Annotated in this window: 14 protein-coding genes; 6 read left to right on the top strand and 8 right to left on the bottom strand. The window is 58.7% G+C overall.

Features of this window, described 5'->3' with window-relative positions:
• The first annotated feature begins 14 nt into the window (after window positions 1–14).
• Complete coding sequence (locus WMQ00_RS08850) at window positions 15–581, top strand: hypothetical protein (RefSeq protein ID WP_238801341.1); 567 nt, start codon at window positions 15–17, stop codon at window positions 579–581.
• Window positions 582–599: 18 nt separating this feature from the next.
• Here WMQ00_RS08850 and WMQ00_RS08845 read toward each other — a convergent pair whose 3' ends face one another.
• The 3 genes from WMQ00_RS08845 to WMQ00_RS08835 all read right to left on the bottom strand — a co-directional run bounded on the left by WMQ00_RS08845 (window position 600) and on the right by WMQ00_RS08835 (window position 4,784).
• Entirely contained in the window at window positions 600–2,537 is a 1,938-nt protein-coding gene (locus WMQ00_RS08845; protein ID WP_340440899.1) for an ABC transporter ATP-binding protein, read from the bottom strand.
• The gene (locus tag WMQ00_RS08840) at window positions 2,537–4,279 is read right to left on the bottom strand and encodes an ABC transporter ATP-binding protein (RefSeq protein WP_340440898.1); all 1,743 of its coding nucleotides are present in this window, start codon (window positions 4,277–4,279) and stop codon (window positions 2,537–2,539) included. The genes WMQ00_RS08845 and WMQ00_RS08840 overlap by 1 nt, the downstream gene beginning before the upstream one ends.
• 85 nt (window positions 4,280–4,364) lie before the next feature.
• Window positions 4,365–4,784: a methylenetetrahydrofolate--tRNA-(uracil-5-)-methyltransferase gene (locus tag WMQ00_RS08835; RefSeq protein ID WP_316331009.1), complete on the bottom strand. Its 420-nt coding sequence runs from the start codon at window positions 4,782–4,784 to the stop codon at window positions 4,365–4,367.
• Between the two features lie 173 nt (window positions 4,785–4,957).
• On the opposite strand from WMQ00_RS08835, the gene WMQ00_RS08830 reads away from it, so the two are divergent.
• Genes WMQ00_RS08830 through WMQ00_RS08820 form a run of 3 tightly spaced genes read left to right on the top strand, consistent with a single transcriptional unit; the run spans window position 4,958 to window position 7,925 of the window.
• Entirely contained in the window at window positions 4,958–5,743 is a 786-nt protein-coding gene (locus WMQ00_RS08830; protein WP_316331010.1) for a phosphoadenylyl-sulfate reductase, read from the top strand.
• Window positions 5,743–6,642: a sulfate adenylyltransferase subunit CysD gene (gene cysD, locus WMQ00_RS08825; RefSeq protein WP_086588811.1), complete on the top strand. Its 900-nt coding sequence runs from the start codon at window positions 5,743–5,745 to the stop codon at window positions 6,640–6,642. Before WMQ00_RS08830 ends, cysD begins: the two co-directional genes overlap by 1 nt.
• Complete coding sequence (locus WMQ00_RS08820; protein ID WP_316331011.1) at window positions 6,642–7,925, top strand: sulfate adenylyltransferase subunit 1; 1,284 nt, start codon at window positions 6,642–6,644, stop codon at window positions 7,923–7,925. Before cysD ends, WMQ00_RS08820 begins: the two co-directional genes overlap by 1 nt.
• On the opposite strand, the gene WMQ00_RS08815 is transcribed toward WMQ00_RS08820, so the two are convergent.
• From WMQ00_RS08815 to WMQ00_RS08795, 5 genes are all read right to left on the bottom strand, one after another.
• Window positions 7,922–8,116, bottom strand: coding sequence for a hypothetical protein (locus tag WMQ00_RS08815; protein ID WP_301716264.1), 195 nt, complete (start codon window positions 8,114–8,116; stop codon window positions 7,922–7,924). The two genes, WMQ00_RS08820 and WMQ00_RS08815, sit on opposite strands and share 4 nt — an antisense overlap.
• Before the next feature lie 161 nt (window positions 8,117–8,277).
• Window positions 8,278–8,976, bottom strand: a complete 699-nt coding sequence (locus tag WMQ00_RS08810; RefSeq protein WP_023020019.1) for an LppP/LprE family lipoprotein — start codon at window positions 8,974–8,976, stop codon at window positions 8,278–8,280.
• A gap of 104 nt (window positions 8,977–9,080) precedes the next feature.
• Entirely contained in the window at window positions 9,081–9,752 is a 672-nt protein-coding gene (locus tag WMQ00_RS08805) for an LppP/LprE family lipoprotein (RefSeq protein ID WP_316331012.1), read from the bottom strand.
• Window positions 9,745–10,512 carry a hypothetical protein gene (locus tag WMQ00_RS08800; protein ID WP_316331013.1) on the bottom strand — a complete coding sequence of 256 codons (768 nt, stop codon included), beginning with the start codon at window positions 10,510–10,512 and terminating at the stop codon, window positions 9,745–9,747. The genes WMQ00_RS08805 and WMQ00_RS08800 overlap by 8 nt, the downstream gene beginning before the upstream one ends.
• 75 nt (window positions 10,513–10,587) lie before the next feature.
• A complete protein-coding gene (locus WMQ00_RS08795) occupies window positions 10,588–11,601 on the bottom strand; it encodes a hypothetical protein (RefSeq protein ID WP_023020016.1) in 1,014 nt (337 codons plus the stop codon).
• A 336-nt stretch (window positions 11,602–11,937) separates the two neighbouring features.
• On the opposite strand from WMQ00_RS08795, the gene WMQ00_RS08790 reads away from it, so the two are divergent.
• Together WMQ00_RS08790 and WMQ00_RS08785 are read left to right on the top strand one after the other, a co-directional pair.
• Window positions 11,938–12,966, top strand: a complete 1,029-nt coding sequence (locus tag WMQ00_RS08790) for a hypothetical protein (protein ID WP_316331015.1) — start codon at window positions 11,938–11,940, stop codon at window positions 12,964–12,966.
• Between the two features lie 23 nt (window positions 12,967–12,989).
• Window positions 12,990–13,580 (top strand): nucleosidase, encoded by a 591-nt coding sequence (locus WMQ00_RS08785; protein ID WP_200288580.1) that lies wholly within the window; start codon window positions 12,990–12,992, stop codon window positions 13,578–13,580.
• The last annotated feature ends 26 nt before the right edge of the window (window positions 13,581–13,606 follow it).

Raw genomic sequence — 13,606 nt, 5'->3', positions numbered from 1 at the left:
TGGTAAAAGGTAGTGTGCTCGCAGTGCTCTGCGCTTTTACCGCGGTGTGTGCGGTGAACCAACCTGAGGAAACCCGTGCGCAGGAAGGCTTGGCCTTAGCGCAATCTGAACTCAGCACGGTGACTGCTGATAATGTCACCCTGACTGGAAACGTAAGCGCCTCGCTTATTACTGTGCCTACCGCACAGGGTGAACAACGAGCACTGAAACTCGTAGGTGACAAGTTGGCCGCGCGAAACCTCGCGTTGACCCTGCCCGCGGCTGTGGGGCAAGGCAAGCTAACCACTGGTGACGTGGAAACCACCGTCACGGACGGGCCGGTCACCGTCCTGACCACTGGACTACAGACAACGCCCGCGGTGGTGGATCACCCCACCATTCCGGTAAACGTCGATTTATCCAACGGCGATCTCAACGCGGTGCTTGATCAATTGGGCGTTCCCGACCCGCACGTGGTGCCCGATGCTCCTATCCCCAACGTTTTGATGGAGCACATTTCGCTACAAGATGTCACCATGGAGCTGGTCAACCTGCAGGGCGCTAATTTGCACGCCCCGCAGGTCCAGCTCAACGTGCAGTAACCACGCTGCAGCTTCCATTTAAGCCTTATTGAACTGCGATTGGTGCAGGCACCAATAGGCGCCCTGGGTTTCAAGGAGATCATCGTGCGAGCCCTGTTCGACGATGGTGCCGTTTTCCATGACGAGGATGAGATCGGCATCGCGAATAGTAGACAAGCGGTGGGCGATGACGAAGGAGGTGCGATCTGCGCGCAGTGCGTTCATCGCTTCTTGGACGAGTACCTCAGTGCGGGTATCGACCGAAGAGGTGGCTTCGTCGAGAATGAGCAGCGCGGGCTGGGCCAAAAACGCGCGGGCAATGGTGATGAGCTGGCGCTCGCCGGCCGAGATGGCGCCGCCGTCTTGATCGATAATGGTGTCGTAGCCCTCGGGCAGCGCGTGGACGAAGCGGTCCACATAAGTCGCTTTAGCTGCGGCGATGACTTCCTCATCCGTCGCGTCCAAGCGGCCGTAGCGAATGTTGTCCATGATCGACCCTTTGAAAAGCACGGCGTCCTGGAGCACCATGCCCACCTGGGAGCGCAGCGTCTGGCGGGGCATGCGGGCGATATCGTGCCCGTCAATGAGAATCTGACCGCCGTCTAATTCATAAAAGCGCATCAGCAGGTTGACCAAGGTTGTTTTGCCGGCTCCGGTGGGGCCGACAATGGCCGCGGTCTGGCCGGGCTCCACGCGCAGGTTGAGGCCGGTGATGAGTTCTTTATCCTCCGAGTAGGAGAAATCAACGTCTTGGAACTCAACGAGTCCGCGAGCGCGGCCGGGGAGGTCCTCGTCGGTGGTGTCGGGGGATTGTTCTTCGGCGTCGAGAAGCTCAAAGACGCGTTCGGCCGAGGCCACGCCGGATTGGACCTGCTGCATCATGCCACCAAGCTGGCCCAGCGGCTGGTTGAACTCGCGAGAATACTGGATGAAAGCAGTGGCTGCGCCCAAAGTCATGTGGCCATTAGCCACGCGCAGGCCACCCAAGACCGCGATGGCAACGTAGGACAGATAGGACAGGAACTGCATGATTGGCATCATGCTGCCGGAGAGGAATTGTGCTTTTGCCGCGGAGCGGTAAAGCTCTTCGTTGCGCTTATCAAATTCCTCCGTCATAGCTTCTGTGCGGCCGAAGACGATGGCAAGGTCATGGCCGGAGAAGGATTCTTCTACCTGGCCATTGAGCTGGCCGGTAGAGCGCCATTGCGTTTTGAATTGGCGCTGTGAGCGGCCGCCGATGACCCCGATGACTAGGGCGGTAAGCGGCAGAGCTAGGAGAGCAACCAGCGCGAGCTGCCAAGAAACGCTAAACATCATGATGGTGATGCCGATGACCAACAGAGCGTCATAAAACAGCTGCGAGAGTGCTTGCTGCAGTGCCTGCTGCACGTTGTCGATGTCATTGGTGGTGCGTGAGAGGATATCGCCGCGCTGCTGGGAATCAAAGTAATTCAACGGCAGCGCATTAATCTTGGCCTCTACCCGCTCACGCAGGTCAAATACGGTATCCATGCTCACCTTGTTGAGAATGGCGCCCTGCCACCATTGGAAGCCGGAAGAGACGATGTACATCGCGATTACGGTGATGATGAGCGTGCCCAAGCGGTTAAAGTTAATGCCTTCGCCAGGGATGAGATCCATGGCGGAAGCCATGTCCGCGAAGCGGTCCTGTCCTTGAGCGCGCATGCCATCGATGGCTTGTTGGGCGGTTATATCGGTGGGAAGGTTACGGGAAATAACTCCGGCGAAGATGACGTCCATGGCCTTGCCCATGATTTTTGGAGCCACAACGGCTAAGAAAATGCAGACAACATTCATAGCTGCCACGGCCCATAGGCTGCGCTTAAATGGAGCAAGCAAGGAAAAGAGGCGTTTGATGGAGGGCCAAAAATTCTTGGCTTGGCGGGGTGCAGATTCCCCCATGACGTCAGGAGCGTTATCCGTGGGCTCGGCGGTGGAGGCGGTATTTTCAGCCATTAGTTCTCGCCTCCTGCAGCAGCGGCGGTTTCTTGGGAATCAACAATTTCTTGGTACACCGCGCAGCGATCGAGAAGTTCTTCGTGCGTGCCACGGTCAACAATGCGTCCGGCATCGAGTACCAGGATTTGGTCGGCATAGCGGATAGAGGCCACGCGCTGGGCGACGATTATGCTGGTCACCGGTTGCTCACGCTGTGCGAAGGAAGCCTGCATTGCGGCGCGCACCTTGGCATCGGTAGCCACATCAAGGGCAGAGAAGGAATCGTCGAAGAGATAGACCAGCGGGCGGGCGACCAGCATGCGCGCGATGGATAGGCGTTGGCGTTGGCCGCCGGAGACATTGGTGCCACCTTGAGCGATAGGCATGTCTAGGTCCTCCACGAAATCCGCCTGGGCTACGCGCAGCGCCTCCCAGAGCTCCTCATCGGTAGCTTCTGGGCGACCAAGACGCAGGTTGGAGGCCACCGTGCCGCTAAATAGGTAGGCCTTTTGTGGAACGATGGACACGCGCTGGACGATGTCCTGGCGGGCCAGGGAGGTGGTAGGGGTGGCGTCGATAAGCACTTGGCCCTCGGTTGGGACATAAAGGCGCGGGATAAGGGAAATGAGGGTGGTCTTGCCCGCGCCGGTCGAACCGATGATGGCCGTCGTGGTGCCGGGCTGGGCGGTAAAGGAAATATCCTCTAGCACCGGTGCCTCTGCGCCGCTATAAGAAAAGCTGACATTGCGGAATTCCACTGTGCCGGCGGACGTCGCCGGTGTTGTGGTGGACTCCGGTGGGGTAATGGACGGCTCATGGTTGAGAACCTCAGTGATGCGGCGGGCGCAAATGATAGCGCGCGGAAGCATCATAGCCATGAATGTTCCCATCATTACCGCAGCGAGAATCTGCAGTAAGTACTGCAAGAATGCGGTTAGCGAGCCGACATTGACTAGGCCGTCATCCACGCGGTGACCGCCAAACCACAGCACCGCGCCCGTGGCCACGTTGAGGATCACCGTAATGAGCGGAAACATCACCACGAAAAGCCGGCCGATGTTCAAGGACAGGCGGGTAATGTTCTTATTTTCCTCGGTGAAGCGCTCGGTTTCATAAGACTCACGCACGAAGGCGCGCACCACGCGAATGCCGGTAATTTGCTCGCGCAGCGTGCCATTGATGGCGTCCAGCTTGTCTTGCATGGAGCGAAAGAGTGGCATGAGGCGGGCAATGATGACGGAAATCGTGCCGAGCAATACCGCCACGGACACCCACACCAGCCAGGACAGCCCGGCGTCTTCGCGCACGGCCATGATGATGCCGCCGATGGACATGATGGGTGCGGTCACCATGAAGTTCAGCATCATCATGTAGACCATTTGCACCTGTTGGACGTCATTGGTGCCGCGGGTAATAAGCGTAGGTGTGCCAAAACGGCTCATGTCCTCAGTGGACAGGGAATTAACGTGGCGAAAGACTTGGCTGCGCACATCCCGGCCCACCCCCATAGCGGTGCGACTGCCGCACCAAACTGCGCCGATGGCGGTGATGACTTGGGCAAAGGCTACGGCCAGCATGATGCCGCCGGTGCGCCAGATGAAGTCCACATCGCCCTGAGACACACCTTCATCAATGATCTTGGCATTTAGCGATGGGAGGTACAGCGTGGCGGCCGTGGATAGAGCCTGAAACACTAGAACCGCTATGACATATGGTGCATACGGCGCGGACCGTGTCCAAAGGATGCGAAGCAAATCCATAAACTTGCGACTCTTTCATACTGAAGCTATCTAGCTGTGCAAGTTTATATCTGCTTTGCGCGGCGGCGCTAGGGCTGGGCGGGGCTTAAATTCCCACATGCGCCAGCTGCGCGCGGGTGATGACGCTGTGCCAATCCTCGAAGTTTTCGAGGGGAGCGCACAGCCCTTCCCAAGTGGTAACGGCGATGCCCCGGGCCTTGAGCTCTAGCAGGAGCAGTTCGCGGTCACCAGCGGCAGCAAGGCGATGGATCTCGTTATGGGTGATATCGCCGTCGGACCCTACGCGCACGTTGCCGATCAGCCGGAGCCGGGGAGTGGTGCCGGGGCCGCAGTGGGATCCTGAGACGGCGTCGGCAAGCACGCCCGCGAGGCCGGCAAAGCGTCGAAGTAGACCGAATGGTGCGGTACGTTGAGTAATGAGGTCCACACACATGCCAGCGCTGATAAGCTTTTCGGCGGTGGATAGGGCGGACGGCCCCTCCCCGATGATGGCTATACGCTGCATGGAAGTGCCTCCTTGGGTGGGGCGCAAATACCCCGCAATAGACTGTCTTGTCTGTAAATCTAGTCCGCTTAGTACGGATTGGAAACTTTTTATTCGCACCTCCCGCCAAGCTCAGCGGCTTTTCGCGCATAATCTCCTGCACCGCCTTGGGGTTTTGCCTAATGTGTGACGGCATGAACCCAACAACGAACCTGCTGGACGGTGGCAAGAACTACCGTGACCCCAGCATCTCCCCGGAAGGCACGCGGGATACCGCGCCGCTGGACGCCGAGGTAGCCGCGCGCAACCAGCAATTGGTAGACCAGTGGGCGGATAAGCTGCACGATGCCTCTGCCAAAACCATCACCGAATGGGCCGCCGAGCACGCTCCCGGCCGCCTTGCGGTGACCATGTCCATGGAAAATACGGTATTGGCCGAGCTCGCCCACCGCGCCGGGCTCGATGCGGATCTGCTTTTCATCGATACCGGCTGGCACTTCCCGGAAACCCTCCAGGTGGCCGATGAGGTAGAAAAGCGTTACTCGGACCTGCCCCTAGTCCGGGTGATGCCGCTATTGAGCCCAGAAGAACAAGATGAGGTCTACGGCCCGCGCCTGTATGCCCGCGATACCGCGGCCTATAACCGCATGCGCAAGGTCGAGCCGCTCAATATGGCGATGGACCCGTATGCCGGCTGGGTTACCGGCCTGCGCCGCGCCGATTCCGAGCACCGCGCCACCGCCCCGGCGCTGAGCTTGGATCGCACCGGACGATTGAAGATATCGCCCATCATCACCTGGGATCTAGACGATACAGACCGCTATATCGAGGACAACGACCTCATCATCCACCCACTCACCCTGCAGGGATACCGCTCCATCGGCTGCGCCCCGCTGACCTTCCCAGTTGGCGAAGGCGAAGATGCCCGATCCGGGCGCGTATTTGCAGACGGCAAGACAGAATGCGGGTTACACGAATAATGAGCACACTTTCCCCACACCTCAAAGACCTTGAAAACGAGTCCATCCACATCCTGCGCGAGGTGGCCGGCCAATTCGACAAGGTAGGCATCCTCTTTTCTGGCGGCAAGGATTCCGTTGTTGTTTTCGAGCTAGCCCGCCGCGCCTTCGCTCCGGCCACGGTTCCGTTCGAGCTCCTCCACGTCGATACCGGGCATAACTTTCCCGAGGTCATCGACTTCCGCGACCGCCTGGTAGAAGAATCCGGCGCGCGCCTGCACGTGGCCCGCGTCCAAGATTGGATTGACCGCGGTGACCTGCAGGAGCGCCCCGATGGCACCCGCAACCCGCTGCAGTCGGTGCCGTTGGTAGAGACCATCGCCGAGCGCGAGTATGACGCCGTATGCGGCGGCGCCCGCCGCGATGAGGAGCGCGCCCGTGCCAAGGAGCGCATCTTCTCCATCCGTGATTCCTTCGGCGGCTGGGATCCCCGCCGCCAGCGCCCTGAACTCTGGGATCTATACAACGGCGGCAAGATGGCCGGCGAAAACGTCCGTGTATTCCCTATTTCCAACTGGACCGAGTCCGATATTTGGGAATACATCGGCGCCCGCGAACTGGAGCTGCCCTCCATCTACTACTCCCACGAGCGCGAGGTATTCAAGCGCAATGGCATGTGGCTAGCCCCTGGTGAATGGGGTGGCCCGGCCGAGGGCGAGGAACTAGAAACCCGCACCGTGCGCTACCGCACCGTGGGCGATATGTCCTGCACCGGTGCCGTGGAATCTACCGCATCGACGCCGGATGAGGTGCTGGCGGAGATTTCCATTTCCACCCTTTCTGAGCGCGGCGCCACCCGCGCCGATGACAAACTCTCTGAGTCCGCTATGGAGGACCGTAAGAAGGAAGGCTACTTCTGATGACGACCACCCTCGCGCCGAATGTCGGCGCCCTCAAGCAGCGCGATACCCTGCGCCTGTGCACCGCCGGCTCCGTCGATGACGGCAAGTCCACCTTCGTCGGCCGCCTGCTCTATGACACCAAGTCCGTGCTCGCGGACCAGGTCGAGTCCATGGAGCGCACCTCCACTGACCGCGGTTTCGACGGCATGGACCTTTCCTTGCTTGTCGACGGCCTGCGGGCCGAGCGTGAGCAGGGAATTACCATCGACGTGGCTTATCGCTACTTCGCTACGGATAAGCGCACCTTTATCCTCGCCGATACCCCGGGGCACGTGCAGTACACCCGCAATACGGTCACCGGCATGTCTACCTCCCAGGTAGTGGTGCTTCTTATCGACGCCCGCCATGGCGTCGTCGAACAAACCCGCCGCCACCTCAACGTCGCCGCCCTCCTTGGTGTGCGCCACGTGGTCCTCGCGGTGAACAAGATTGACCTCGTGGACTATGACGAGCAGGTCTTTCGCGATATTGAGTCCGAGTTCAACCAGATCGCCGCGCGCTTAGACATCACCGATACCACCGTGGTGCCGATTTCCGCGCTCAAGGGCGATAACGTGGTCGAGCGTTCCTCTAATATGCCCTGGTACACCGGACCGACTGTCCTCGAGGTGCTCGAGACCGTCCCCGTGGCCACTGGCCGCGCCGATGAGCTGGACTTCCGTTTCCCCATTCAGTACGTCATCCGCGAGCACGCCTCCGATTACCGCGGCTACGCCGGCCGCGTGAAGGCAGGCTCCATCTCCGTGGGCGATGAGGTTGGCCTTCCCGAAGGCCGCACCAGCACCGTCACCCAGATTGACACTGCCGACGGCCCCGCCGACTCCGCCACCACCGGCGACTCCGTGACGCTCCTGCTTGCCGACGACATCGATCTCGCCCGCGGCGATCTCATCGCCGGGTCCCAACGCCCCGCGGCCACCCGCGAATTCGATGCCACAGTCGTTGGCCTGACCGAAAAGGACATCAAGCCCGGCCAGATGCTCAAACTGCGCTACAGCTCCTCCCTGGTCAAAGCCCGCATCGCCGCCATCACCCGCACCCTGGACCTCGATGGCGTCTCCGATGTTGAGAACCCCGAGTCCGTCGCTATGAACGACATCGCCCACATCACCATCCAGACCCAGGCGGAGCTTCCCGTCGAGGACTACGCCGCCCGTGGTGCGGTGGGCAACTTCCTGCTCATCGACCAATCTTCCGGCAACACCCTCGCCGCCGGATTCGTGGGCCACCGCCTGCGTTAGTTGTTCTTCGTGCCGCTGCTGCTCTCACTTCTGTCACCGCGCATCATAATGATGCCCGTGATTCCGAGCAGCAGTGGCGAGGAGATCCCCAGCACCGTAGTCCCCACTACGACTAGGTTCACGATCAGCAGAAGAACCGCCGCCACCAGCGCGAAGACTCCAAATTTCTGTTGAAACGTCATCTCCTTCATTCCTACCTCTCCTTCCGCCACAAAACGGCCACGCTAACTACCGCCAGCTTTCCGCGAAAGCCCATAACGTGTCCACTAAATGGGCTCGCACACCCGTGGAGGCTTCGCATCAACATAACGCTGGCCGCTCTTGGACTTAAACAAGCACGCTTCGCCTCGGCCTAGTACGGTGGTACGTCCCCAGACATAATTACCTTTTGCGCGCCTTCATCCCAGCGGAAACCGGCTTGGCTCTTCCCTGATGCTGCAGCGTTGCTCTCACCATCTTTTGGCCAGCGGTAGGTAACTGCAATTTCGGAATCATTTACTCGGCTAATTCGCGGAGAAAAGCCATATGCCTTAGCTGTTGCCGTTCCCAGATACTCACCATTGTGGAAAAGCAGGATGTGATACGGCGAGGAAACAGTTGCCCCTTCAAGCGTTACAGTAATCCATGAAAGAGCTGCACATGGATCGTATTGAGAGGAAAAAGGACCCCACGGGGCATCAAGTCCCGGATAAGGCTCTACCTGCGGTATAGCCTTTTCATAGGCGGTCTCGGCAGTATCTGAGCCGCACTCAGAAGACCCGTCGTTGCCCTTACCTCGACGCGGCGTGCTCTCTTCCTGCTCCTCCTCTGGAGGAACTTCCGTGACGGTAGTGGTCTTTCGGGAGGGCTTTTCTTCGGTCTTTTCGTTAGCAGAAGAAGTAGCTCCATCCGCTTCTGAAGTGGCTTCCCTCGCGGCAGAGAAGGTTGGTGAATCCCCTGAATCTCCGGAACCGCTTCCACAAGCTGCTAAAGAAAGGCAGAGGACGCCGACGCTAGCTAATGTTGCGGCGGAGCGCGAATGACGTATGAAGCGGGGGCGGGTATTCAGCATGATCTGGCTTCCTTCCACGGAGCTAATCGTAGGGAGCTGTGTTACTCCCGAGAGTAGCAACAGCTCCCATCAAGAAACGCCGAAATGCCGTTGTGAGCTTCCTTCTATCCCGTGGGCGGGACATCTCCAGACATAATCACTTTTTGCGCACCTTCATCCCAGCGGAAGCCCGCTTGGGTAGTCCCCGAGCGGTTGGCACTTCCTTCGCCCTCACGCGGCCAGTGGTAGGTCACCGCGATTTCGGAATCACTCACCCGCTCAATGGTGGGGGCGAAGCCATAGGGCTTAGCCGTTGCTGTGCCCAAGTATTCGCCGTGGTTAAACAGCATGATATGGAAAGGTGAGGAACTGCTTCCTCCTTCAATCATCAGAGTCTCCCACGATAGGGAAGCGCAGGGGTCGTAGCCGGAGGAGTCGAAAAGCTCCCAGCCAATGGTGCCCCACAGGGGCACCTGCGATACGCCCTGAGAAAAGGCGGACTGTGCATCACCAGAACCGCAAGACGTGTCGGACTCTGGTGCGGCTTCCGGTTTGGAAGCGGGTTCTTCGTCGTCTAAGAGGACATTAGGTGGCATCGGGCGAGTGGAGTTTTCTTCCTTCGCAGCAGGGGGAGAGGATGTTTCTTCCTGCTGGGCATCTGTGTCTTCTTTTGTTGTTGACGTCGTCGCAGTGGCCATCGAGGGCTCCTGTGGCGTGGAGTCTGGAGATTCTGCAGTACAAGCGGTGAGGACAAGGCCTGCAAGCAAGCTGCATACCGTTAGCGGACGCTTAGGCATCGTCCGCTGCCTTAAGGCCCATGGTTTTGCGAATAGACCAAATGAACTCGCCCAGTACGAGTAGGAGCGGAGTCGCGATAAGGGTCTTAATTATCGAGGCAGCGAAGTCAGCGGTTCTCGCTTCGAGATTTGAAGAATCAAAAAGCAGGCTCATCGCGGTGGCGTCGCCAGCAGTGTTGGCTAAGGAAAGGCCGCGAATACCGGCTATCAGCCACATCAGCAGCAAGATTCCCCAAATTACGCACCACATGATGGACTGGCAGCGTTGGCGGGCGGGGGCGACCGGGAAGGCCATATTGCTGAAGTCGACGGTGAATTGCTTTTTGGAGCTACTGAAACCGGTGTTGTTGGAGGAAGCCTGCTGGCTAGCGGTGTGGGCAGGCCATCCCTGTTGTGGTTGCCGTGTATGTGCGGCGGTGTATCCGGGTGCAGGAGTGTAGGTGCCGGTTGCTTTTGGGGATGGTGCTTCGTGCTTGGCTGCAGGGCTAGTGGAATCAGTAGCACTTGCAGGAGGTAGAGCAGCGATATTGCGAATGCGCGCGATATCTACTTCTGGGCCGGTGGGGTTGGCGATTTCCTCGTCGTACTTCGTCCGGCGGTTTTTAACAGAGAAGATCTCTCGAGCGGTGGTGAGCTCGTCGTGAGCTGCCGCATTTTCTGGGCTTAGTTGTGCCAGCTTGGCGTCGATATCAGCTACCAGCTGAGAAGAGTCTGCGGTGGGGTCGAGGGAGAGAGAATCGTAGAGGTTGTAGTGAGCCACGAGGGAATCCTTTCAGGTGTAAATCGGAGGTGACAGATGTGGGAAGGAGAGTGATAGGGAAGAAATATTGGGGGACTAGCAAGGGTCGGAGAAGTCCCCATCATCGTTTAGGGAACGAGCGTTGCCGCCATATTGTGCTTTGAGGGAACAGACTTTGTCCACGCTGTAGCCAGCGTCGTAGTAGATGGCGTAGACGGATTTTCCGTCCACCGTATTGCGAAGGGAGCTGCAGGCCCCGCCATAAAGAATCTTGGAGCCGGGGTACTTATCTTGAATTCGAGAGGTCTCAGTATAAGGCTCTGGGCCGCTGATGAGCGCGGATTCGACAATGAGGATATAGCGACCATCGCACTTGCCGTTCCACTTACCGGCCCAAGCAAACTCGTCTGCTGCTGGTTCCTCGTCGTCTTCTTCAGCTTCTGTTGAAGTGTCGCCTTCATCGGTGCAGAGCGTGACCTTGTCAAGGAGGGGAAGCGGTGCTCCTGCGTCTTTAAGCTTGTCTTGGTCATAGCATCCGATATCGGAAGGCCATGCTCTTCCATCCGTATCGTATTTGTGCCAAGCATTGTCGGTCCAATAGTACAAGGAGAAGTTTGCAGTTCCGTCCTGACCGACAAAAAGCCATGAGTCATCGCAGTACTGCTTAATTGGTCTTGTCCACGAGCTGAGCTTCTCATCTGCGAAGTCATTGCATTTTTCGTATTTGGTGGGAGCATTCGCCGAAGCGGCGTTGTTAGCCTTGCCCTCTGTCTTCTTTTCCGCATCTTCATCGGAATCGGTCGAAGAAGACTTTTCAGAGGTTGCTGAATCTGAAGGTGAAGACGTTGTGGCCATTGTCGCGGCCCCTTGGTCGTCTCCGGAATCTTGTTTATTTAGCAAGGCCCATGCACCAGCGCCTACAAGCGCGAGTACGGCGAGAACCGCAACCACGATTATGGTTAGTCGCTTGCCTTTGCCGGTGGATTTTGCCTCTGGCTCCTGTGTAGGGGAGGCGGGGGAGGAGGGTGTACCCCAAGTTTGAGTGTTGCCCGAGGAACCAGGGTTTGAGGAGGAAGGTTCCGGTCGGCCCCAAGCATTGTTATCAGTCAAGGGCTGGACTCCTATGTGCGTTGGGTGAAATAGGAAAGCGAAAGAGAATGGAAAGCTAAGAATCAATCCGCGTCATACTATAGGCACAGGAGTTGCATAAATTCTTCTAAAAGGTGTCCTGAAGGGGTAAGTTTAGTCAGTTCGGATGGTAGTAAATGTAACCCGAATGGATTAAGCTAGACATAAATGGATGAATCTAAATGACCTATAAAAGTCACCGAGGCGAGTTTGGGATATGGAAAATGCCTACACAACCTTGCTAGGAAACATTCAGGCTATACACAGAACGGTTGGGTCCATCCTGCACGGTGGACAATGTCCGACTTAAGCCCAAGCATGACCAAAAATTATTTCCCCAATGAGGGGGAGAAAGGAGCCCTCGTGGGGCTGGACCGCAATCTCAACGCCGCGGAATTGCACGCAACTCGCAACCGGGTGAGTGTGTCCCCGGATCTCATCCGCCGCTTGGGTGGGGCTCTAGGCTATGACGCTATCGAGGCCTTCGGCTCCGAAGCACAGTCGGAATTGAACCAGGTCTTTGATTTGGGAGACATCATCGATCTGATGCTGCTTAGCCAGCTGTCGGACATGGAAGTCGCGCCGGGAATGGAGCAGCAGGTGGAGGGGGACGTCGCCAAGCAGCTGCTGCGGCGCATCAGTGCTGGTGATTACTTGACGCGCCAACAGGTGCATGACCGCCTGCCACGGGCGACGGTGATGCTCTACCGCATGGGGCATCCGCGGCTGTGGGCTTTTGCCGCGCGCCAGCGCCTGCCCCAGGACGCGCACAAGGCAATTCCGGGGTCCTTTCACCGCGATATCACCGGGCCGTATACGACGCCGGAAGAGGCATGGCTGGGCATGTACGTGGCAGATGCTACGCGCCTGGGTGAGCTAGATACGCAGGTAGAAGATGCGGGGCTAGACGAGGACAGACAACAGCGCCTGCGGCTGGGTATGAGCCTGGCTGATACCTACCGCCAAGTCTGGAGCTCCGCGCGCGGCCATTGGCGCGTCAGCCCCCAGACGCGTTATATCGTGCCCTCGCGCTTTGGCTATTGCCCGTATGTCTTTCGGGTGGCCGAGGGCGGGTGGCGCCGCGATTCCTTCGATGGGAGCCACGATCGCTTTATGGCCACTGAAGGCTATTGGATTGACGTGGAGCGCGAGCGGCTCATTCACCTTGGCGCGCCTGATCCGCACGACGCCTGGCTACCCACGGCACAGGTGGCCGCCGAAGCCCCCACGGAGGCCGACCTGGCGGTCGCGCGCGTGCTCAGCGGGAAAATTATCGCACTCGGTGCTGGCCAGAAGAATATTACGATTCGCCTGCGCCAGAAGAACCGCACGTTGAACTTCGATTAGGGCGGGCAGGTATTCTCACAGGCATGGAGAATCTCAACGGACGTACCCTTTTCGTCGCCGCTGTCGATGCGGAGGCCGCGCACATTCCGGAGGGCGAGCCCCTGCTCATTACTGGAATCGGCACGGTTCCAGCGGCCATTGCCTTAACGGAGGCTCTTGCCGACGCCCGCGCTAATGGCGCCCTTCCCGAGCGCGTGGTCAATATCGGCACGGCCGGCGCGCTTGTCGACGGCATGGCTGGCGTCTTCGAAGTAGGCAAGGTCACCAAACACGACTTCAAGCTCGAGGTGCTTACCGATATCAACCGCTACCTGCTGCCAGAGGTCATCGAGCTGGAAACCTCCGGCCGCTTGCCGGTTCGTGGGCTGGCCACGGGCGATATGTTTGTCTCCGATACCGCCCTGCGCACTGAGCTGGCCCAAAAATCCCAGCTCTGCGACATGGAAGGCTATTCCATTGCCGCAGTATGCCAGCGCTTCGACGTGCCCTGCACCCTGCTCAAGCAGGTCTCCGATTCCGCGAATGAGGAGTCCAAGGGCACGTGGGCCAACGTCCTCGACCGAGGCGCGCGCCAGCTCGCCTCGGCCGCTACGGATCTAGGCTTTCTGCGCTAAATACTAAAGCGCGCCGGCGGAGGGCC

Source organism: Corynebacterium sp. KPL2825, from assembly GCF_037908445.1.
Lineage (GTDB): Bacteria > Actinomycetota > Actinomycetes > Mycobacteriales > Mycobacteriaceae > Corynebacterium > Corynebacterium kefirresidentii.
The sequence above is the reverse complement of the archived record's forward strand: the minus strand, read 5'-3'. Positions and strand labels throughout refer to the sequence as shown.